Consider the following 21,522-nt stretch of genomic DNA (forward strand, 5'->3'; position numbering starts at 1 on the left):
GATCACCACCGCGGCTCGGTCCACGGGGTTTCCGGGTCCCACCGGATAACGGCGTCGGCCGGTATGCCCGGGGCGAGGCGATGCTCCGGGTTTTCATCGAGGTAAAGCTTTACCGCGAAGACGAGCTTCACCCGTTCGTCGGGGGTCTGGACCTCCTTGGGGGTGAACTCCGCGTTGGAGGCGATGTATCGGACGCGGGCGGGGAATGGCCGGTCCGGAAAGGCGTCCGTGTAGATGCGGGCCGGCAGGTCCAGCCTGAGCTTGCCGATCTGGATCTCCGGGACGTAGACCTTGAGATAGAGGCTGTCCAGATCGACCAGTTCATACAACGGGCTGCCGGCCTGGACCACTTCGCCGAGGTTGACGATGCGGTGGGTGACCATGCCGCCGGAGGGGGCCGTGATGGTGAGGTCGGCCAGAACGCTGTCCGCCTCGGCAAGCGCCGCTTCGGCCTGGTCCCGCTGCGCCCGCAGGGCCTTCAGCTCATCCTCTTTCGCCGCGATGCGCTCCCAGCCAAGGCGCGCATCGGCCGATTTCTTGCGGGCCTGGGTGAGGGATGCCTTTGCGGAGATCAGGTCACTTCGGGCTGCCTCCCAGGCCAGATCGGCCTCCTCGCTCCGCCGTGCCTCTACCACCCCTTTTGCGGCCAGTTTGCCGAAGCGTTTGGCGTCCCGTTCCGTCTGGGCCTCGGCGGCCTGCGCCTTTTGGAGGGCCCCTGCAGCACGGGTCAGATCCGCCTCGGCCATCTCGATCGAAAGCGGCACCTCCTGCTTCAAGACGCCGAGCGTGGTCGCGGTCGCCTGGATCCTGGCCTCGTAAGCGGCCAGTCCTTTCCGGGCCTGATCCACCCGGGCGCGGATCTGGGTGTCGTCCAGGGTGACAATGGGCTGCCCGGCTTCCACCCAGTCGCCTTCATGGACCAGCAACGTTTGGATGCGGCCGGCGAATTTGCCGGCGACGGTGACGCGGTCCCCCTCGATGCGCCCGTTGGCCAGAAGGAGGCCTTCGGGCAGCCCCTGCCTTCGTGACCAGTCAAAATAGGCGGCATAGCCTCCGACAGCCAAAAAACATGCAACCACGATCAGGACGATGATGGACGGGCGGCCTTTCATAAAAACCTCATGAGAGTTCCCGGGCAAGGACTTTAGAACCAGCATGAAAAGACGCGTGCCATCATAATGGATAACCGCTTCGGCTTCAACCTTTATGCCTGGAGAATGGACCGGGCATCAAAGCGCTCGTGACCGGTCAGACTAGGTGCATTAGCCGTGGGCGGCAAAATTTCGCTTATTTCTCTTGCGTGATACTCGTTCGAGGTGGTTTGATTTGGATCAAGTCCACTGGAGTCCCTGCTGCCTCCTGATAACCTTGGCCTATCGGGAGGCGCATATCGTCAATAAACTCCGCTTGCGAGATTTCTCGGCGGTCTGAATCGCCTTGCATGGAGTGGCAGATGAAGTGGGTGCGGGAGATGCCGATGACCGGCATCCAGTGATTTTTTGCAAAAAGAACCATTGGTGGCTCCGTTTTTACAGAATTGGACAGAAAGCTTAGTAACATTGGTTTCATAATATCAATGAAGCGGCTGTTCAGGATTTTGAACTCATTTATATAGAAGGTGTTCAGACTTCCATAAAAATTAAGCGTTTGCTTATTGAGGTGAGAAAGAAGCGTGTGCATTTGACTGAATTTTAGATTGAAAAAATATAAGTGATAGAATTGGTTATAGGATTCTTTTATCTGTTGATTATCAGGTTTTTTTAATTGCGATTGGGTATGATGAATCAATTCTCGTTGATTTTTTTTGCATGCATTTTTTAGTGAAGGTTTGATCTGTGTTGCTTTTATCAATATATCCGCAAATGAATGAATTTGTTTTTGTGTATCAAAGATAATTGATCGCTGCTTTTGGAGATATTTTATGATATTACCGGATAAAATATTCAGTTCACCATCAGAAAAAATATTTTTGTAGCCAAAAAATATTTCTTGGTTATCAATAAGAATTCTTTTTATGTTTTCATTCAAAGCCATAATGTTGGTAGTGTGTTGTTCCTCATTGTTATATCTCAATAAGATAGATTCATCCATTATAAAGGTAGTGATATCCGAAATGCACGATTCAATAAAATTGTTATCGCGCTTGGTGGCTTCTTTTTTGAATCGCCTTAAGAACGCTTTTTTGGATTTCTTGCTTTGGTCGATAAAATACGCTTTCTCTTTTTGCGCCTTTTGATCAGAGTCATTCAAAGATGTGTAAAACCGATCGACATCCGGTTTCACATGGTTTTGCAGGAACTGATTGGTATCTTGTTGGTAGAGAACGAGCCTTTGCTCAGTGAGCAAAGGGGATATCTCGGAATCGTTGAATAATCGCGCAAGCATCTGCTTGTGAAGGTCCTGGATTTCACGTAAAAGATATTCATGTTCGCGGTCAGTGGCTTCGCTGATGAAACTTACTTCCTGCATCAATCGCGTTTTGATCCACCGGATATTGGACTTCTCCTCTCTTGAAAATTCCGCCGGGCTTCTTGCTGACAATGGTCTTAGGACCAACGATCTGTTCAATTCTGCGGCGATTGCGTCCGATTCGATTAGCGAAACATACTCTAATCCGAGACTGTTCAGCACTTCGTTAGGAGTTCCCCATGCCGCTCGATCTCTTTGAAGGTGCGCCGCAACAACCGATTCAAAGAAGGGAATCAGCAAATTTTTATGATGTTTATTGTATTTGAATTGGAAGGAGTTTGGATCGGTCTGATGAGCCAGTTTTAGACGAATGGACAGGTGTCGATCTCTTTTTGATTGATCGATGCCATCTTCCGGTATTGGAGATATCTGGCATAACCCTTTTAAAAATTCTTTCCCCCAATCGCTTTTCAGTAAGGCTGAAAGGACACACTGAATATAGCAGGTGTTGCCATCCTGTATTACGTCCGTATTATCCAGGTCGTCGATCAGATCTGAAAAGGTAAGCTTTTCTGAAATTGGTATGGTATAGGTTGCGGTTTCTTCTTCTTGATCGATAACTGGAATAATTATGCATTCTTCCTGTTGAGTTACAATGGGTATGTTTGGCGAAACTCCCTTGGAAAATATTATATTGGAATGAGAAAAGGCTGAACTGTCGCTATTTGGTACTTTGCGGGGTCGATTTTGATATGTCGAGGAAAGCTCTATGGGACATTGGATAGGATCCGCGGTTAGGGGTATCCAGTTGAGAGGGGGAATTTGAAGGTTTTTCTGCGTGCCTTCAAACCATCCCCCCATGAGTGTCGGGGGAGTGCGGGGGATTGCATCATCTTGAAGGTTTTGGGCCCTGATAAGTTTCTGGACAGGCTCTTCGGTAAGCGGGGGTTGGTGCGGAGAGGGCGTCAGGTCGAATGGATTCGTGTTTTCTCGATGTTCAAGCTCATCGCCCGACTGGGGATCCGCCGGCGTTTGGATCGGCGGTTGTTCCTCGATGAGTGAGGTGGAGTCTTGATTTGGGTCATTGTCCGTCGTTTGCGCCATCACAGGGAACCGAGAGTTTGCTATATCAATCGGTGCAGACTTTAGAGGTTCTTGGGGAGCGATATTTTGCTGCTTGGGTACGGGAGTCTCGTCGATCCCGCTGGAGTGTTGCACCGGTTGCAGCACAAGGGGAGACCGCTCGATCGGTGGAAGCGCTTGCTCGGCTTTGGGGAGAGCGATCAGGCGGGACAGTGAAGAATCTCTGGGCAAGCGTCTGACGGGCTTATGAAGCGGTTGGTTTACCAGACGGGCGGCGAAATTCGAATCGTTTACGGAGGCGGGGATATCTGTCGCTGTAATGATGTTCCAGACCCGCCGCATGGACAATACGGGCCTTCCGAGCGAATCCTTATAGTTCTCATAATCCCGGGCGATCTTTTCGATATGCTGTGCGACGAGTTCGGTGTATCTGTGGAAGTCACCCAACGACGCAGGTCTGCGGGACCATTCCGCACTCGTCAGGGCTAGAAAAAGCGTCTTCTGCAGGCCTTCGAGTCCCTGAGCCTTTTCCTGACGGATGCGGTTTTCTGCGCAGGCCCTGTAAAGAGCGGGAAGCAGGTTGGATTCATCGACCTTCAGAAATGTCTTGTCGATTTCCTTCGGGAAGAAAAATCCGAACACCTCATTCGGATCGAGTGGCGTGTCCCCGTCCTCGTTTCGAGCTATGTTCCTGAGGGGCTCGTTACCGGGCGAATCCCATTCAGGTAAGACCTCGGTCTGGTACTGACGGGTCAGGAGACGCATTGCCTGTTCTCTTTCAGCTACGGGGATGTTCCCCATGCTCGGATGCAGAAGGATCTTTTCGAGGAGGGATTTTTGAATCGGTGCATCTTCCGGCAAACCGGAGACATGCCTCTCAACGCTAGCAAGGTGCGATTTGAATTGTTTAGCAGATTTTTCTATTAGATTTTGCAAGGATGGTATTTTCTGAGATCGTGATGTCATTTCATCGCAAATCTCGTCGGCGATATTTAAAAATAATTGAACGACATCCTTGCCCTCAGGAATCTTGGTTACCGGCAATTGGATATTGAAAAGTTCAAAAAATGCTGTTAGATTCCACTGAAATACACACGGATTCTTCTGATTTAAATCGAAAGATGTCCAATATTTTATGTACGATTCCAATGAACTTAATACTCCACGATTGCATTCCCCGATATGATTATCGGCTTGTCGGATTGCCTCCGTGATATCTTTATCCGTAAGGGGCGTGTTTCCCTCATCGACCAGAGCTTGCGCTTCCTCTTTGCTCAATATTCCTTTGTAATCCTCTTCCAGTGCAGAGCGGAACATGGTTCGGAGTTGAGCGTTTCTTTGCTGTTGAAAGGATTCCAACGTTAGCTGGGAAGGCTTTGAGAAGTAATAGAACATGCCCATGGCCTTTTCGGTGAACCAGTTGCGCAAGCCTGTTCCTGACCCGATAACTGCTCCTTTACCAGGTGCGGGTTTGTAATACAGTATCCGGCCGCCTTGACGGGCAGCCGCTACGTAAGGTGCCGTCCGATTTCCACCCATGATAACCTCCTGAGGAAACGGCCCTTTTCGGGGCGGAGTCGAAGCCGGCTTCCTGAAGGTGATGTGAAAGACTCCACCTCTGCAGCCGGGTGTATCATTGCTTCTCTGAAAAGGTGTGATGCGCTTTTGCTGAACGACTGGTGAGAGCCGTTGATTGCCGTGTCTGTCCGGAAATGATTAACCGGGACGACCAAATTTCCGACCCGGAAAGGTTTTTTTGCCCATCTCGGCCAGGTTTTCCAGGGTTGACCGTAAGGTGGTTTGTAGGATGCTTCTGCGCACGTGCCGGCGTACCTTAAAATGGTCAAGAAAACCTGATTCCAGGCTTACAAAGAGCTTAGCAATTTTCGGGCCGCAAAAGGGGTGCTTCTCGGGCGCAAGTCCGCTGAAAGGGGTTGCATCCCCGACGCGGCGCGTGTTTCGGTCGGAAAGATTGACGGGGAAGCCGGTTGCCGGGTTGGGGGAAAATTTCGGAGGCTGAAGACCCGCGTTTGGATTTTATAGTGCTAAAGAGCGAGTCGAGTGGTTTTCATTCGAGGAGGCTAAAAGGTGCAGCACACCAGGGCATATATGCACAGAAAAAAGTGCGTAAAAACAGGACGCTCCGGGGCTGTTTTCAGGCGGAGGGATCTGGGGGCCGAGAAACACCTGAAACAGGGAAGGCTGCGCGTTGCTCTTTCTACAAAAATCGTTCCTGTATGCTGAGCGTTTCCTCATAGGCGTCGGCGAGCGCGCGCGCCAGGAATCGGGGGCCCGCTTCGGCGGCGATCTTGAGCCCTGACTGAAGGGCCAAGAGGCGCCCAATGACATCGAGCAGCGGTTTGAGGCTCTTCAGGTAGGCGGGTGCAATCTTGCCGGGCTGTTCGAAATGCTCGATGACGGCATCGGCCGCCAGAAGGCCGCTTTTGAGCGCCGAGCCTATCCCTTCATAGGTGATCGGCAGGATGAGCCCCCCGGCATCGCCCACCAGCAGGACATTTTCGAGGGCGGGCGTGAACCGCCCCGCAAGGAGCGGTTCATGAAGCAGCGCGATGCTGCAGCCGTCCTTCCACAGGGGTTCGCTGCCCGATCTGAAGCCATGGGCCGAGAGGATCTCCTCGATTTCCTTCCGAAGCTCGCGGAGGCCGGAGCCCTCGATCAGGAACACATTCCCCTTGTGATTGACGTTGAAGCGCGGGCGGGCCTGCCCCTTCGGGAAAAACCAGTGGAAGAGGTTTTTTTCCAGATCGAGTTCGCCCGCGTAGCATTCCCGGATGGGGCCCGAGAATCGAACCTTCAGGTCGGGGAAGAGGGATCTGCGCACGATGGAGACGGCCCCGTCGGCGCCGATGACGCAGCGCGCCCGGAGGATCTCCTTGAGGCCTTCTTTTTCGAGGAGGATGCGGCAGCCCGCTTTTTCCCGTTCCATGCCGGCGACGCGCACTCCGTCCTTCAGTTGCGCGCCGTTTGCGAGCGCCCCCTGGACCAGCCAGAAATCCAGGTCCTTCCGCCAGGAGAGGGCGGTGGGCCATTTCAGCTCCGTCGGTTCCTCCTCGCCTACATAAAAGCGATGTCCGGCGAGCAGGGGCGGCTCGGTCAACACGGAGCGGGGGATTACGCCGAACTCCTGCTCGATGGTCTGTGCGGCCCACCGCCCCATGACCATCCCCGAGCACACCTTGTCGCGGGGAAGCCGTTTTTTTTCGATCAGCAGCGTGTTCAACCCTTTTTCAGCGCACTGCTTTGCAGCCGCTGCGCCACCGGGGCCGGCCCCCACTACGACGACATCGAAAACCTGAGGATCGGACATTTCATGACCTCCTGTTTGCCGGACAAGCGGCAAGAGTCACCTTCGAGAAACCCGCATTTCCAGGGGGATCCACGCTCCTGGCCGGCGTCTCGATTCCGTTCTTCCATTTGCGGCGGGAGAAGCGGCGGATCGGCTGCGCGAGATCAAAGCCCTTCGCCCCAGGCAGGGGGCGGGGTCCGGGCGATCCGTGTCGTTCCGAGCCTGGATGCCGATGATTCTATCCAAAAAGAATCTTTTCTAAAACACAATCCCGGGAAGGTATCCTTTCACGCGGACAAGCATCCTGCCGGGCCGCGGCCGGCGGCTGAAGCGAGGGGATTTCCAAAGACTGGAGCGCCTGCTCGACGACCGGCTCTTGAAGCTCGCAGGCCGGGGAAAGCGAGCAGAACGGCTCAGTGGGCCGTCCATCCGCCGTCCGATGCGAAGACCTGCCCGGTCGTATAGGTCGAGGCGTCTGAAGCCAGAAAGAGCAGCATCCCTTGAAGCTCCTCCAACCGGCCGCGCCGTTTCATCGGGGTGCGGGCGAGCATCCGCCTTTCCCGCTCAGCCTGCTCCTGCTCGGTCTGTATGTCCGAGCGCGCCTTGGCGAGGGAGGTGCCCGAATGCCAGGCCGGGGCCATGGCGTTGACCCGGATGCCGCGGTCTGCGTACTCGACCGCTGCCTGGCGGGTCAGGCCGATCACCCCGTGCTTCGACGCGATGTAATTCACGCGCGGGTTCAGATCGGCGTCCAGCCCCACCAGGCCGAGGACGGAGGAGATGTTGATGATGCTCCCCCCCTTCTCCCGGCGCAGCATCGCCGCGATCTCCTTCTGCATGCACAGAAAGACCCCGGTCAGATTCACCGAGATGACCTGGTTCCAGTCCTCGAGGGTCATTTCATGGAAGCGGACCGGCCGGGTGAGAAGCCCGGCGTTGTTGACCGAAATGTCGAGATGACCGAAGACGGAGACGGCCTCGTCGATCATCCGGGAGACATCCTCCGGAAGGGACATATCACCGAAGATCTTGAGGACGCGTCTGCCCGTCGCTTTCAGGAGGTCTTCGGTCTCGGCGAGACGCTCCGGATTCCGGGCCGATATGACGACATCGGCGCCGGCCTCCGCCAGCGTCAGCGCGAAGCTTCGCCCGAAGCCTGAACTGGCTCCCGTTACCAGGGCTGTTTTCCCGGACAGATCGAAAAGCTGCTTTGTCGAAGGCATACCGCTCCTCCATGGCCGGCTTTGACAGGTATGTGGCTGCACCCGAAGGGCGGCTACTCGGGCTCCCGCAGTCCATAATCCTCTGCGATCACCTTGTAGCAGTTGTAGCTGGAGCCGCGCCCGATTCCGCCCCCTCCGACGATGGAGGAGGAGCACAGGTAGAGGTTGTCGATAAACGTCCGGAATCCGCCGGGCATCCCTCTGAACCGCCCGTTCTGCGAACCCGACATGCTCCCCTCGCTCCAGGACCCGTCCCGCATATCCAGGTGGGTTTCCTGGACGTCGACGGGCGTGATGATCCGGGAGGCGACGATATTGTCCTTCTTCATGTTAGGAGCGTACTTCCCCCACTGCTGCATGAGCTCCTCCATGAACTCGTTGCCCATCTGACGCCATTCCCGTCTGGAAAAAAACGGGGTCGGGCAGGTGTATTCCTCGAAGAGGACCGAGTGCTTTCCCTCCGGAGCGCGGGTCGGATCCCAGATGCTGTCGGGCGCCGACAGGCAGAAGAGCTTGCTGCTCATGCCGAGGAGGAAGATCTCGTGCATGTATTTGTTTTCCATGTAAGCCAGATCCTTGGGCGCCCAGTAGGTCCGCGGGGTGGCGTTGAGGTCCGGATTGTCCTTGGCCGCCTTGTATTGGGGAAGCTCGTGCACGCCGATCGTCCCCCACCAGACGTGGCCCCGGTCGTATAAATTGGTGTCGAGCCTGCGCTTCATCTCGGGGTTGGTGTGCTCCTCACCGACCAGACGGGCGAAGAGCTGCGGCGTCCCGACGTCCCCTACCACCATCTTTTTGGCCTCGATCTCGGTCCCGTCGGCCAGGATCACCCCCTTGGCCTTGCCGTTTTCGATCTTGATCCCTTTGATCTCCGAGTTGATGAAATACTCGACCCCGAGCTTTTTCCCCGCCGAAACCAGGGCGTCGGTGATGGACTGGGTGCCGCCTTTGGCGATCGCCGCGGACTCCCACCCAAGGGCCAGGTGGATCGTCGCGATCATGAGGCCGAGCCCCGGGATGTCGTCCGGAAAGATCCCCCCAGACGTGAGAAACCCCCTCAGCATCAGGATCCTGAGCTCCGGACTTTCAAAGAAATAGCGGGCGAACTGCTTGCAGTTCATGAACTGCATCGATGGGTCCAGTCCGCTCGCAGGGTCCGAGAAGAGGGCCTCGAGGGCATCCGGACTCCCCCAGGGTGTCGGGGACGAGTAGCGGTATTTCTTGAAGGCTGGCCGCCACTTCTCCTTGTACAGCTCTGTCAGGCGGAGATAGGTTTCCGCGTCGTTCTTGGAAAACCGACGAATCTGCTCGTAGGTCTTCTGCACGTTCTTTTCGCTGAACTCCACCCGACCCGTTTTGGGATCCACGACCCGCCAGGCGGCATATCCCAGGTAAGACGTGTCGTCATCGAACACGATCGCTTCGTTGGTGTCGGGAAAGACATACTCCAGGCCCTCGTCCCGGAGATTGAATTCTTTGTAGGCGGGATGCCCGAAGAACCGGGTGAAGTGGGCGCAAAAGTTCATCCTGAAGCCCGGCGCGGGCCCGTCTTCCGAGACAGCGCCGCCGCCTAAATGATCGAGACGCTCGAAAACCCCCACGCTCAACCCCGCCTTGGCCAGGTAGGGGGCGATGATGGTGCCGTGATGTCCGCCTCCGATGACCACCGCATCGTATGATTTATCCGCCACTGGAGGTACCTCCTCTCCCAGTTGAAATATTTATAGATGGTGTCTGTCTGACAATGATTTCCCGGTTCAATCCCGTTTCCAATCCGGAAATGAGGATGTTTTCTTCACACGCTTCGCGTGCTCAGTCCCACCGCTTCGCGGCGGGTCCCGGTTTGCCAATATAAAGGAAATCAAGCTTTTGCGCGGAGGCGACTTGGTGGTCGCCGCACAAGCCAACGTGCAGATTGCCGCCGAGATTGGCAAAAAAGAGCATTTCCGGATGTAGGCTTTACAGGGCTCCGGGCTGACGAGGGAACCCGCCGGGTTGTCTAAACCGTTTGAGTCCGGCGCAAAAAGCGGTCCGGCAAACAAAGCATTCTACTTCTTACAATCCGTTGGGTGTTCATGCTCCGGCCGCTCCATAAGTCCGCGAAATCATGCTTCGAGGCTCGACAGCCACGAAGCAGTGCGCACGCGGCCATCCGAAAATCATCTGAGCGACATGAGAACTTCATTGCAGAGACTTGAATACGGCCGCCAGTCTGCTCGCCATCTCGTCCGGAGTCGCCCCCTCCAGAAACTGGCAGTCTCTTCGCATATCCGGTGGAGAAGACAGTTCGACAATGGACATCTTCTTCAGGGCATCCGGGGCCGTCCCCAGGTCCTGAGCGCCCCAGGACGGGATGGATCCCGCGCCCTTGAGCATCTTCAACATCCGGGTCCTCGAGATGTACCGGAGTTCGCCCACCTCGTTGCTCACGGTGACGAGCGCCGGCATGGCGGCCTTCACGCGTTCATACCCTTCGGGGTTGCTCTTTTTGACCACCACGCTCCCGTCCTCGATGCCGATCTCGCGGGCCATGCTGATGCATGGAAGCCCGAGGATCTCCCCCAGCAGCAGGCCCACCTGTCCGGAGTCCCAGTCCCCGGCCTGCCGACCCGTCAGGATCAGGTCGTAGTCCCCGATCTTGCGGATCGCATCGGCCAAGGCCAGTGCGACGGAATGACTGTCGAGCTTGTCGAAGGCGTCGTCCTGGAGCAGGATCAGTTCATCGGCACCGGCCGCCAGGGCCTTCCGGAGCACCGTGTCCGACACCTTCTTGCCGAGGCTCAGGACGGTGATCTTTCCGCCCAGGTCCTCGCTGATCCGCAGGGCCGCCTCGAGCGCGTTCTCGTCAAAGGGGCTGATCACCTGAGGGGCATCGACCACCACTTCCTTGTTCTCGGCATCCACGCGGACATCCGACAGGGGCGCTTCGGGGTCGGGGATCTGCTTCGCGCAGACGATGATTCGCATCTCTTTCATGACAGCTCCTCCAATTTCTGGACCAGGGCGGGGATGATCTTCCCATAGTCTTCCACTACGCCGTAGTCGGCCACCTTGAACATGTTGCAGCCGGCATCCGTATTGATGGCGATGATCTTCTTCGAGTGCACCATGCCGACCAGGTGCTGGATTGCCCCCGAGATCCCCACCGCCACGTAGAGATCCGGAGAGATCATCGTCCCGGTCAGACCCACCTGATGGTCCGAGGAGATCCACCCCTTGTCCACCGCCACGCGGCTGCACCCGATCATCACGTTGCCGAAAGACTTGCTCAGCGCCTTGCGCAGATCCTCCAGGGCCTCGAATCCGTCCTCTTCCCCGAGGCCCGCCCCGCCGGCCACGACCACGTCCGCCTTGTCGAGCGCAACGATCTCCTCCTTGACCACCTCGAGGGAGATGACCTTGGCCATGGAGGCGTCGAGCTCCACGCCGATCTCGACGATCTCGCCTTTGGCCTCGCCCGCTGCGGCCGGTTCGAACACCTTTCCGCGTACCGTCGCCATCTGCGGTTCGCCGGGGCACTTAAAGACCGATATGGCGTTTCCCCCCGAGACCGGCTTGGTCCGCAGCAGCAGCCCATCCTGCGGGTCGATCGCCAGATCGATGCAATCCGTCGTCAGCCGCGCGCCCAGACGGCAGGAAAGTCGCGGCCCCAGCTCCATCCCTCTGTAGGAATGGCTCATCAGGAAGACCCCCGGCTTGATCTGTTTGCAGACCTGCTCCAGGGCTGCGAGCCAGAACTCCGGCTGGAAGCCTTTCAGCAGGGGGTGCCCCACGCTGTACACCTTGGCCGGTCCGTACGAGGCCGCCTCAGCGGCGGCGCCCTGAGGCGCATCCCCCAGGATGAGGACGCAGGCATCGCCGCCCCGTTCACCGGCCAGCCGCTTGCCGACCGACACCAGTTCGAGGGTCCGTGTGTCAATGGACCCTTCCTTTATTTCTCCCAGAATCAGGACGTCACTCATATCGCATCTCCTTTTGCAGGGCATGTCGTCTCATCGTAGCCCGACGGTATCCGAGCGTCAGCCCGGCCGCTTTGTGGAAGGGGGCGAGAGGATTCATTCTCGAGGTTTTTTGTCCTCTTTTTGGAGGGATGCATGGAATTCCTTGAAAAAGGCATCCTTTTCCTTCCAATCGGAGCCATAGCGTTCTGTGAAGAACGCGTCCGTCCGATCCAGCGATTTCATCCACCAGAAACGCTTGCCGCCTCCGCCCATGACTTCCTCCAGCAGTTCTTTCAACTCCATCATGTACTCTTTGGGGAGAAAGCCTGCCGCACCGAGGTTGATCGATTTCTTCAAGGACTCGAGAGTGGCTGCATGGGCGGTCAGCATGAGTGTCGGAAAGCCCTTTGAAACGGAGAATTTCAACAGATCGAAACCCCTGACCCCCTGAATATCCAATACCACCGCGTCATAAGGTTGATTCGAAAGACAGTCCATAGCGGAGTCAAAGTCAGCAGCCTGATCGACCACACAGACATCGAGAATTTCCCGGACCGTTTCCAATACATCCGGTTCGTCATCCACAATCAGGATCCGTTTACCTTTTACCGGACTATCCGTATTCATCATGGCCTCGCTCCTTAAGTAGTTTCCATCCGGAAAGGGTCTTTTTGGCCAGTCTCGGCGTCAATCTGCAGGTTTGCCTGTGCGGCGACCTAGAGGTCGTCTCCGCGCAAACACTTGATTTTCATTCATATTGGCGAAAAAATCCTCATTTCCGGATTGGAAACTGGGTTGTACCGGGAAATCATTTCCGGACTGGAAACGTTGTCGTGCTGGATGCTCCTTCCCGGATAGATACTCTAAACACTGCTACACATGAGGCGCATAGGGGGCGAAGACCCCCGCAGCGATTTTTTCCTTTTCAGCAGGCGATTGCGACCGTGGGGTCACTTGTCGAGGATGAAGATGGCCCCTTCCGCTGCATGGATTCGCAGCCTTTGGCCCGTCTTGATCTTCGCGGTTCCCTCGAAGGTGTTGACAATGGTCGGGACGCCGTATTCGCGGCCGATGATGGCCGCGTGGGACAAGGTGCCGCCCCTGTCGGCGACGACCGCCGCCACCATCCCGTAGACCGGCGTCCAGGCGGGGTTGGTTCCGGGGCAGACGAGAATATCGCCGGGCTGAACCTCCTTCAGGTCCTCGTAATTGATCACGACGCGGGCCGGGCCCTCGACCTCGCCGGCGCAGCCGCAGATGCCGAACATGTCGGCTCCCAACTCGGGCTTGTGCTCGGGCAGTTCTCCTACGACGATCTTCATGGCGACGGCGTCCATCGACGGCAGCAGGTCCATGGCCACGGCCTCTTCCATCCCGGAGCGGTCGGTGATGACGGGGGGATTGGGCCGGGTGTGCCATTCCAGCCATTCCGCCCGGCGCCGTCGGGTGATGAACCTCAGGTCATGCCGGTCCGGGACCATCAGAACCCGGTCGATCTCGTCCGGGTTCAGCATGAAGATGTCATCCGGCTGATCGATGGTCCCGCTCTTGGCGAGCTGCCGCCCCATCCCCAGATAACCCCGGCGCAGAAGGGCGTGGGAGATCAGTTCGCAGTAGAGGTCGTGCTCTTCGCTGTAGGAGCTGGCCTTGCCCGCCAGGTTGATCAACCCTTCGAAGAAGGGTCTTTCGGGGGGCGGAACCCTTTGGAGAAACCGGGCGACGGCCGCTTCACGGTTTTTGCTCAGCTCCGCGTGCACATTGCCGAAGACATCGGCGGTCTCCTTCTGGACGTGATTGCGGATGACCCCGAGGGGCGTGCAGGGATCCTCCAACCAGTAAGGCTCGGTCAGGTCGTTCATCCGTCTCATGCGCCACCCGCCCACCTCGTCCGTCTCGAGGTAGTGCATGAATTTTCGGAACCATTCGCGCCCCCTTTCGGACATCTCCAGCTTGGTCCGAAGCTCGTCAGGCTTGTTTTGCACAAAGACCTCCTTGAGGCCCATATCGAGCGCCAGCTGCGAGAAGTCCCAGAGGCTCTTGTCCATCTCGTAGACCTTGTTGTTGAAGCCCCGCAGCATGTCCTGGAACTCCGGGTCCTGGTCCTTCATCCCGAAGCGCTCCTTGCAGAGGTCTTCGAGGAGCAGCCAGGCGCTGTAGGACGAATACATCCCGAGGAAATGGATCTCGAACATCCGGCGATAGGTGTTCATCAGGTCGTAATTGTGTCGGTAGAGCTCGACATGGGATGCATTCTCCATATCGACCGCCTTGAGCTTGTCATACATGCCGAGCAGTTCCCGTTTGCCGGATTCCCAGAGGCCGTCGAAATTGTCGATCCAGGGGCGAAGGGCCTGACGGAATTTTACGGCCCGCTCCGCGATCTCCTTCTTGTCCCGGACGATATGGAAGGCATTGTAGGATCCTCCGTCCCGGTACCGCATCTCCCAGCCCTTGCAGGTGGGGATGCTCAGTTCGTCGCAGACGACCTTCATCCCGTGGCAGCAGAACCGGATCCAATACCAGCCGAAGAGCGGGGTCCAGGGAGGGACGCTGTGGGTGGCATCCAGAAACCAGGAATGCATCTCAGGAAGGTCGACCTCTTCGATCAGGTCATAGCCCGGCAGGGCATCCCATAACGCGGTTCTTCCTCCAATGTTTTCTCCCATGATCTGTTCTCCTTTTATCCTTAGCTTGTTCATCCCAGGTGTTCGAGCCGCATTCCAATTTTCCGCATGCCCATTTCACTGATAGCGCTTCGCCAGGAGATCGATGATCTGATCCGTGGTCGAGACGGGTTTCTTCACCTGCACCTTGGCGGGGCGCGTTTGAAGCCAGAAGATGTTCTTAGGAAAGGGGAGATCGCCATCGACCGCCCATTCCATATCCTGAGGGCAGCCGAGCCGCTTTTCGACGGTGATGCCCGTCTTGACGATCTCGAGGACCTCCTCGTCGCCAAGGCACGGGATGCGCTGCATTTTCTCCGGGACATCCACCCACTCGGCGCCCTTTTCCCTGTTGACCACGCATCGGGTCTTCTGGCCGATGTGCCGGTTCACGATCGCGAGGGTCTCCTTTTCGACCACGAACCCGTCGACGCTGCCCGAGCCGCTGACGACCCCTTCGCCGAGGCCCCAGTTGGCCTCGAGGATGATCCGCGTGTCGTCCCCCGTCACGGGATCGACGGTGAAGCTCACACCCGAGGACCTCGAATTCACCATCTTGGGGACGGCCACGCCCAGCTCATCGCCGATCAGGGGGAAACCCTTGTTGACGCGGAACGCTACGGCCCGGGGGGTGTAGGCGCTGGCCCACACCTTCTTGATCTTGTCCAGCAGGTCCGTGGTGCCGATGACATTCAGGTAGGTTTCGAACATCCCCGGCCGGCTTTCCGTTCCGGCGCTCCTGACGGAGACTGCGGCATCCGGCATGCCCAGCCGTTCGCAGAGCTCTTCGTAATAGCGCAGGATCGGGTTTCGCACCTCCGCGGGCATGTCCTTTTCCTCGATGATGGCCTGTAGCCTTTGGCTCACCTCGTCGAAGGTTCCAATCCCCGCTCCCTTGAGATCCCCAAGACCTCCGACGTACGCCCGCATCTGCTCGGAAGCGCCGCTGCGATCCAAAAACCTTCGGTACATCTCGATGGAGATGGCAAACCCCGGCGGCACCGGCATTCCGAGATGGACCATCTGTCCGAGGTTCGCACATTTCTTCCCTACGATGTCGTTGTGCTTCTCCTCCAACTCCTCAAACCAGAAGATCTGTTTTTCCGATGACATGCTTCCCCTCCCTCGATTGCGCCGAAAGCCGGATCGATCCGAAGGCGACTTCCCGCTGGATCATGCTGCCACTTCCTTGAATGACCTGGACTGAACCTCTGTGAAATCATGTCTGGAAAGAAAAAATCAGCACCGGTGTCCGAAATTCGGTGTCTTGGATCGTGATTCAATGAACTGCAAAGGACATACCATTGGGATCATTCAGACTAACATATGGTTTTTATTGGAATTAAAAACATGAGAAACTGTTTGACGAAATCGTACTGATACGGTATTTCGTATAGATACGATTTATCGCACAAATGATCTGTTTGACACGTTCATCTGTAAACCTGCATGCAAGGTCAGAGGCGCCCAATGAACAAACACGAATGGTGGAAGCGGCTGGATGCAAGACAAAGAGAGATCCTGGTTTTCCTGGCGATGGTTCCGCACCCCCTCCCGCTGGATGCATTGATAGCGGCGAGCGGATGGAAGGCGGTGGATATCCTTCAGGTCCTCGAAGATATCGCGGAGCCGGATCTCCTCTTATCGGATGCCTCCTCGAGAAAGGGATTCTATGTTCTCTCCGATGCCGGTATCGCGACATTCATATTGGAGCAGTCGCCCAGGGAGGATCTGGAGGCAGGGGCTGGAAAGCTCATCGCATACTACGAAGCGGACGGCGGAGGGGAAGGGGACCGGTGCCTGACGCTGGCGCATCTGCACAGAACGGCGGGGGTTACGCCCGCCAGGCTGGATTATTTCCTCGCTGCGGCGACCTATTGCCAGAAAATGGAGATGCACGCAGAGGCCCTTTCCTATTACCGGGCGATCCTCGAGAAGGAGGTGGGCCTCTTGGAATCTCTGGAGGAAAAGAACCTCTATATCGAGGCCGCTGTCGGGATCACGGCCGCATACGGGCACATGCTCTTTCTGCCCGAGCAGAGGGCTTTCCTCGAAAAGGCCCGGCTGTTTGCCGAGGAAATCCATGATCGGGGGCAGCTTCTCACCGTCCAGCTCGCCTTGGGAAAGACCCTCGAAAAGGAGGGCTTCTACGAGAAGGCTGCCCGTCATTTGGAGCAGGCATGGGAAAATGCGCAGACACTGGGTGACGAAAAACTGCTGAAAAAGGCGGCGCTCATGACCAGCGACTTCCTTTTCAGACAGGGGCTGGTAGCCGAAGCGGTGCAAAGGTACGAGGAGGTCATCGGCGATCTGGAGGATTTTTCTCTGGATGAGGCGACGCTCAGGGGCTGCACGACCCTCGGTTGGTGCTACGGGGTGTGCGGGCAGACCTCCCGAGGCCTTGGTCTCATTGAAATGGTCCGGATCAAGGCGAAAGAGCATCGCCTCACAGATATCGGAATCTTTGCCGACCTCATGATGGTTTTTACCCTGCTGGAGGCCCGGCGGATCTCGGAGGCGCAGGTCTATCTCGATAAGATCCTCAACCTGCCGGAGGGCGTCGCCGGTCCGTCCATCCTCTGGGCGACGCATTGGTGTGTCGCTTACGTGGCCTATTGCCGAGGGGATCTCGAACAGTGTTTGAGTGAACATATCCGCGGCTGCGAGCTTCTCAAACAGTACGGCCGCCCTCATCATCGGGGCGGCTGGGTGATGGAATACCTCGAGGGTCTCGAAATCGCGGGGCTGGCCAATCCCGAGATGAGTCTGACGTCCGAATTGGAACGTTTGGTCGACTGGCCGGACATCTTTATGAGAGGCGTGGCTCATCGCTTCAGAGGGCAGAGGGCCGAGCGGTCTTCTCAACCCGCAGACTGCGTCAAAGCGGATTACGAGACGAGCCTCGAATTGCTGCAACGCTCCGGGGCCCGGCTGGAGCTGGCGCGGACCCAGATCGCCCTGGCGCGGGTGTTGATCGAAGAGGGGAGCACCGAAAGGGCGAGGGGTCTGCTCGAAGAGGCGTGGGAGGCCATGGCCCGGTCGAACATCGCCCTTTTCCCCGAGGATCTGAAACGGTACCTCGAAGAAAAGACCCACGAAGATCTCCTGGTGAACACGATTGTCGAGATCACCAATGTGCTGGGGACGGTCAGAGACAAGAAAAAGTTGCTTCAGCTCATCATTCAGCTCACGATGCGCTTTACGTTCGCCGAGCGCGGAGGGTTCTTCTTGATCGGGAAAGACGGCAGGTTGGAACTCGTAGCCAGCCGCAACCTGGATCTGCCGATGCTCCAAGCGGATCGTTTCCGACCCTATCTGCACGAGATCGAAGAGGTGGCCCGGACGGGGAAAGAGGCCATCAAGAAGACGGTCGGGTCTGAGGAATCCAGTCGCCCCGAGGCATCGCGCGTCAACTGGATGATCTGCTGCCCGGTCATTCTGCAGGATCGCATTCTGGGGGCTCTGTACCTGGCCGCCAAAGTGACTCCGGAATCCCTCAAAAACGATTTGCCTCTGCTCCGTGCCATCAGCACCCAGGTGGCGGTGGCCCTCGACAATGTGCAGGCCTACGAGAAGATCGCGGCCTTGAAAGACCGGCTCGAGGAAGAGACGCGGTATTACCGCATGGACTCCGAGGTGTCCCCCCAACTGAAGCCCATCGTGGGCTGTTCGAAGGCGATCGGTCTGGTCCAGCGGCAGATGCAGAAGGTCGCGCCGATGGACTCCACGGTCCTGATCAGCGGGGAGACCGGGGTGGGGAAGGAACTGGTGGCCCGCGGCATTCACCGGCTGAGCAGACGTTCCGGCGGACCGTTCATCGTCGTGAATGTCGCATCGCTCTCCGAAGGCCTGATCGAAAGCGAGCTCTTCGGGCATGAGAAGGGGGCGTTCACCGGGGCGCTGCGGTCGCGCCTGGGCCGTTTCGAGCTGGCCCAGGGCGGAACGCTGTTTCTGGACGATATCCAGAACCTCTCCCTCGACATCCAGGCCAAACTCCTGAGGGTCCTGGAGGGGAAAGAGTTCGAGAGGGTCGGCGGCTCGAGCCTGCTGAAGGCCGATTTTCGGCTCATCGCGGCGACCAATCGGCCTCTCCATGCCATGGTGGCCGAGGGCGGATTCCGATCGGACCTCTATTACCGCCTGAATGTATTCCCCATCCAGGTCCCTCCGCTGAGGGAACGTCGGGAGGACATCCCCCTGCTCGTTCTTCACTACCTCGAAATGTACAAGAAGGACCTGGGGAAAGACATCCGCGGCGTTTCCAAACGCAGGATGAACGATCTCATGGATTACCCCTGGCCGGGAAACGTCCGTGAATTACGTCATGTCATCGAGCGGGCGGTGATCCTCAGCGAGGGCAGTTCCCTGATGCTCCCGAGCTTCCAGGACCCTGCGGATGAGGAAGGGGAATTGCCGGGCAACATCACCCTCGAAGAGATGGAAAGGGCCTATATCATCAAGACCCTCGATCGATGCAGTTGGAAGGTGGGGGGGGAGGGCGGTGCAGCCTGGCTGTTGGGCCTCAAGCCCACCACGCTGCATTCGAAGATGAAAAAGCTCGGCATCCGCAAGAAAATCACCCCGGCCTGACAGGCAGTTGAAAAACGCGCGCCTGCAGCGTTACGCTCATCCCGTGTCACTGCGGCGACACCTGCCTCCATTGGGAAGCCTCGACCGCTTCGACCTCTTTTTGCGAATCAGAGTGAGCAGGGCTCACATGTAAGAGAAACCCAACGCCAAGCATAACGGGCCGGGAAACAGCCGCAACGCGAAACTGCTGCTTTCCGGTTCGTCTTGATGCAGTGTTTATAGATTCGCAGTTATTGATGGGCAGTATATTCATCTAGAAGCCTGCGAATCATTTTTTGATATTGCGTGTTATATTTTTTTGCTTCCTTCTTAAAAAAATCAACACTCGTTTTGCTTAGCGTAATTGTAACCTTGACTGTTTCATCTTTTAAAGCAAGTTCTTCCGGCGATGGAAGAAAGTCAGAGATGACCTTAACTTTCCCCATTGGTTCGTCCGTGTATTTTATTTTCTCTTTCATAGAGTTTTTTCCCTTTCCGCCAATATCCTGCGCCGATTATCCTGATTTTGTTCTTTCTGTATGTAAACCGAACCGTCATTGTTCCGTCGGAGACCCTACCAAGACAGTAAAACCGCTTTTCATTTTCACTATGTTCAAGGTCTTCGAGGATAACACGATCAGGGTCCAGAAAAGCAAGCTGTGCCAAAGCGAAAGAAACCCCATGTTTTCCTTGGTTTTGCTCGTCTTTTTTGGAATCCCACTCAAAATCAGATCGTTTGCCCATAAAGTAATAATAGATAGGGAAGGAAAATACGTCAATATAAAAATATGGATTTTTATATGGCTTTTTTGATCTATAACGGGCCACTAGGTGGCTGGGAAAAACCAGCCGGTTTTTTCCAGCCCATCTTTAGCAGAAAGGTTATAAATGCAGAATATATTATCCCGCTTGCGCTTGAAGAGCATTTACCTCATCATCAAGTCGGTCCTTCAGCAAATCCTCAACAACTTCAAGATCATAACGCGTCTGGGGATTTAGCCAAAACTGAGGCGACATACCAAAAAACCGTCCTAACCGAAGTGCAGTATCTGCAGTAATGCCTCTTTTTCCATGCACAATTTCATTGATGCGTCTGGGGGGCACACTAATATCTTTAGCCAGTCGATACTGGCTGAGTCCCATAGGTTCTAAGAATTCCTCCATGAGGATTTCGCCTGGATGGATAGGAGGAAGCTTATTGTTTTGCATAAGATTCTCCTAATGATAATCTGTGATTTCAACGTTATACGTATCGCCATCACGCCATTTAAAACAAATCCGCCATCCCTCGTTCTAAAAAAGATATTTGCTTATATAAGGGGCGCTTCTCGGCATGCCTGGGCCGGGCTCGTCCAACTACAGGATAGATCGTGGTTCGCTGCACTCACACGATCTATCCTTATTCGTTGTGCATTTGTCTAAGCTATCAGGAAGTAGTCGTTGTCAACCTGTTTCACTTTATAGGTCTTCAATGTCCCTACACCGACGTCATAGTCAATCATTAATTCACTCAGTCGTTTACCATCAACAAGGACGATTTTCTTCTCAATGCCTCGCACATATTCTTGGGCTTCGGCAGTGAAATTCGATGTTGTGATGAAGACCCCCTTTTTTGCATGTTTACTTTCCAGGCTTCCAGTGAATTTCTGTATCTCGGGACGCCCAACGGGGTTTTCCCACTTTTTAGCTTGAATGCAGATTATATCCAATCCGAGTTTGTCTTCCTGGATAATCCCATCAATCCCTCCGTCCGCAGGTTTCTGTGCCAACTGTCCTTCGTCATAGGGATCACCGTATCCCATAGCAACAAGGAGATCTTTAACTAGCATTTCGAAAAACTTCCATGTTCCTTGTTTAACTTTCTCAAGTAACTCGTCGGCGAGGTTCTCTTTATGGACTTGATAAGCGGACTCTATAGCATCTTCTGGTACTATGCTCCCTGCGGCCTCATCTGCATCTGCTTTTTCTGCTTTTTTGTACCGACTCTGAATGAAAGCTTCGAACTCTTGAAACTGTCTCAAATCTTGAACGGTGATAATCTCAGGTGCCTTCCGAAGCAGCTCCAAACCTCGATCAGTTATTTTGAACCTCTGGTGTCCCGTTTTACCCAAAATGAGTGCCTTTACAAAATATCCAATCGTGCTATTTATCATGACCTTAGATCTGTTTGGTTTATCGGCTTCTAGTAATGCATATCTGCTTTCGAGGAATGCTGGGATTTCCTTGTACAAGTGCTCCTCATTATCTGCGAAAAGATTTAAGACTGGGAGCATGTAGTCCTGCAATTTAGGAACTTCTTCCATAGATTTATCTCCATTCAGCACAAC

At 55.8% G+C, this 21,522-nt stretch carries 16 protein-coding genes; 1 reads left to right on the forward strand and 15 read right to left on the reverse strand.

Annotated elements, in window-relative coordinates; all coding sequences use genetic code 11:
- Nucleotides 1-2: 2 nt before the first annotated feature.
- The 11 genes from ACZ500_RS03965 to ACZ500_RS04015 all read right to left on the reverse strand — a co-directional run bounded on the left by ACZ500_RS03965 (nt 3) and on the right by ACZ500_RS04015 (nt 15,739).
- A complete protein-coding gene (locus ACZ500_RS03965) occupies nt 3-1,112 on the reverse strand; it encodes an HlyD family secretion protein (protein ID WP_464231237.1) in 1,110 nt (369 codons plus the stop codon).
- A 175-nt stretch (nt 1,113-1,287) separates the two neighbouring features.
- Nucleotides 1,288-5,031, reverse strand: coding sequence for a hypothetical protein (locus ACZ500_RS03970; RefSeq protein WP_464231238.1), 3,744 nt, complete (start codon nt 5,029-5,031; stop codon nt 1,288-1,290).
- Nucleotides 5,032-5,710: 679 nt separating this feature from the next.
- A complete protein-coding gene (locus ACZ500_RS03975; RefSeq protein ID WP_464231239.1) occupies nt 5,711-6,820 on the reverse strand; it encodes an NAD(P)/FAD-dependent oxidoreductase in 1,110 nt (369 codons plus the stop codon).
- Between the two features lie 392 nt (nt 6,821-7,212).
- Nucleotides 7,213-8,022, reverse strand: coding sequence for an SDR family NAD(P)-dependent oxidoreductase (locus ACZ500_RS03980; RefSeq protein WP_464231240.1), 810 nt, complete (start codon nt 8,020-8,022; stop codon nt 7,213-7,215).
- A 53-nt stretch (nt 8,023-8,075) separates the two neighbouring features.
- Nucleotides 8,076-9,713 carry a phytoene desaturase family protein gene (locus ACZ500_RS03985; RefSeq protein WP_464231241.1) on the reverse strand — a complete coding sequence of 546 codons (1,638 nt, stop codon included), beginning with the start codon at nt 9,711-9,713 and terminating at the stop codon, nt 8,076-8,078.
- Nucleotides 9,714-9,834: 121 nt separating this feature from the next.
- The gene (locus tag ACZ500_RS03990) at nt 9,835-9,966 is read right to left on the reverse strand and encodes a hypothetical protein (protein ID WP_464231242.1); all 132 of its coding nucleotides are present in this window, start codon (nt 9,964-9,966) and stop codon (nt 9,835-9,837) included.
- 237 nt (nt 9,967-10,203) lie between these two features.
- Nucleotides 10,204-10,998, reverse strand: a complete 795-nt coding sequence (locus ACZ500_RS03995) for an electron transfer flavoprotein subunit beta/FixA family protein (RefSeq protein WP_464231243.1) — start codon at nt 10,996-10,998, stop codon at nt 10,204-10,206.
- The gene (locus tag ACZ500_RS04000) at nt 10,995-11,984 is read right to left on the reverse strand and encodes an electron transfer flavoprotein subunit alpha/FixB family protein (protein ID WP_464231244.1); all 990 of its coding nucleotides are present in this window, start codon (nt 11,982-11,984) and stop codon (nt 10,995-10,997) included. The genes ACZ500_RS03995 and ACZ500_RS04000 overlap by 4 nt, the downstream gene beginning before the upstream one ends.
- A 93-nt stretch (nt 11,985-12,077) precedes the next feature.
- Nucleotides 12,078-12,593 carry a response regulator gene (locus ACZ500_RS04005; RefSeq protein ID WP_464231245.1) on the reverse strand — a complete coding sequence of 172 codons (516 nt, stop codon included), beginning with the start codon at nt 12,591-12,593 and terminating at the stop codon, nt 12,078-12,080.
- Between the two features lie 320 nt (nt 12,594-12,913).
- Complete coding sequence (locus ACZ500_RS04010) at nt 12,914-14,629, reverse strand: PEP-utilizing enzyme (RefSeq protein WP_464231246.1); 1,716 nt, start codon at nt 14,627-14,629, stop codon at nt 12,914-12,916.
- 75 nt (nt 14,630-14,704) lie between these two features.
- Complete coding sequence (locus ACZ500_RS04015; protein WP_464231247.1) at nt 14,705-15,739, reverse strand: PEP/pyruvate-binding domain-containing protein; 1,035 nt, start codon at nt 15,737-15,739, stop codon at nt 14,705-14,707.
- Between the two features lie 357 nt (nt 15,740-16,096).
- Between ACZ500_RS04015 and ACZ500_RS04020 the strand changes: the two genes are divergently transcribed.
- Nucleotides 16,097-19,216, forward strand: a complete 3,120-nt coding sequence (locus tag ACZ500_RS04020) for a sigma 54-interacting transcriptional regulator (RefSeq protein ID WP_464231248.1) — start codon at nt 16,097-16,099, stop codon at nt 19,214-19,216.
- A 230-nt stretch (nt 19,217-19,446) separates the two neighbouring features.
- Here the strand turns inward: ACZ500_RS04020 and ACZ500_RS04025 are convergent, their stop codons facing one another.
- From ACZ500_RS04025 to ACZ500_RS04040, 4 genes are all read right to left on the reverse strand, one after another.
- A complete protein-coding gene (locus ACZ500_RS04025) occupies nt 19,447-19,674 on the reverse strand; it encodes a hypothetical protein (protein ID WP_291319741.1) in 228 nt (75 codons plus the stop codon).
- Entirely contained in the window at nt 19,628-19,939 is a 312-nt protein-coding gene (locus ACZ500_RS04030) for a BrnT family toxin (RefSeq protein ID WP_464232991.1), read from the reverse strand. Before ACZ500_RS04030 ends, ACZ500_RS04025 begins: the two co-directional genes overlap by 47 nt.
- Before the next feature lie 156 nt (nt 19,940-20,095).
- Complete coding sequence (locus ACZ500_RS04035; protein WP_464231249.1) at nt 20,096-20,404, reverse strand: HigA family addiction module antitoxin; 309 nt, start codon at nt 20,402-20,404, stop codon at nt 20,096-20,098.
- Between the two features lie 209 nt (nt 20,405-20,613).
- Nucleotides 20,614-21,498: a restriction endonuclease gene (locus ACZ500_RS04040; protein ID WP_464231250.1), complete on the reverse strand. Its 885-nt coding sequence runs from the start codon at nt 21,496-21,498 to the stop codon at nt 20,614-20,616.
- Nucleotides 21,499-21,522 lie beyond the last annotated feature (24 nt).

Source organism: Desulfatiglans parachlorophenolica, from assembly GCF_055394735.1.

Excerpts from the sequence above, each read along its gene's own strand:
- ACZ500_RS04035 (WP_464231249.1), bottom strand. The coding sequence starts at position 20,404 with ATGCAAAACAATAAGCTTCCTCCTATCCATCCAGGCGAAATCCTCATG.
- ACZ500_RS04025 (WP_291319741.1), bottom strand. The coding sequence starts at position 19,674 with ATGAAAGAGAAAATAAAATACACGGACGAACCAATGGGGAAAGTTAAG.
- ACZ500_RS03975 (WP_464231239.1), bottom strand. The coding sequence starts at position 6,820 with ATGTCCGATCCTCAGGTTTTCGATGTCGTCGTAGTGGGGGCCGGCCCC.
- ACZ500_RS03980 (WP_464231240.1), bottom strand. The coding sequence starts at position 8,022 with ATGCCTTCGACAAAGCAGCTTTTCGATCTGTCCGGGAAAACAGCCCTG.
- ACZ500_RS04040 (WP_464231250.1), bottom strand. The coding sequence starts at position 21,498 with ATGGAAGAAGTTCCTAAATTGCAGGACTACATGCTCCCAGTCTTAAAT.
- ACZ500_RS03990 (WP_464231242.1), bottom strand. The coding sequence starts at position 9,966 with ATGCTCTTTTTTGCCAATCTCGGCGGCAATCTGCACGTTGGCTTGTGC.
- ACZ500_RS04000 (WP_464231244.1), bottom strand. The coding sequence starts at position 11,984 with ATGAGTGACGTCCTGATTCTGGGAGAAATAAAGGAAGGGTCCATTGAC.
- ACZ500_RS04015 (WP_464231247.1), bottom strand. The coding sequence starts at position 15,739 with ATGTCATCGGAAAAACAGATCTTCTGGTTTGAGGAGTTGGAGGAGAAG.
- ACZ500_RS03995 (WP_464231243.1), bottom strand. The coding sequence starts at position 10,998 with ATGAAAGAGATGCGAATCATCGTCTGCGCGAAGCAGATCCCCGACCCC.
- ACZ500_RS04010 (WP_464231246.1), bottom strand. The coding sequence starts at position 14,629 with ATGGGAGAAAACATTGGAGGAAGAACCGCGTTATGGGATGCCCTGCCG.
- ACZ500_RS03970 (WP_464231238.1), bottom strand. The coding sequence starts at position 5,031 with ATGGGTGGAAATCGGACGGCACCTTACGTAGCGGCTGCCCGTCAAGGC.
- ACZ500_RS04030 (WP_464232991.1), bottom strand. The coding sequence starts at position 19,939 with ATGGGCAAACGATCTGATTTTGAGTGGGATTCCAAAAAAGACGAGCAA.
- ACZ500_RS03965 (WP_464231237.1), bottom strand. The coding sequence starts at position 1,112 with ATGAAAGGCCGCCCGTCCATCATCGTCCTGATCGTGGTTGCATGTTTT.
- ACZ500_RS04005 (WP_464231245.1), bottom strand. The coding sequence starts at position 12,593 with ATGATGAATACGGATAGTCCGGTAAAAGGTAAACGGATCCTGATTGTG.
- ACZ500_RS04020 (WP_464231248.1), top strand. The coding sequence starts at position 16,097 with ATGAACAAACACGAATGGTGGAAGCGGCTGGATGCAAGACAAAGAGAG.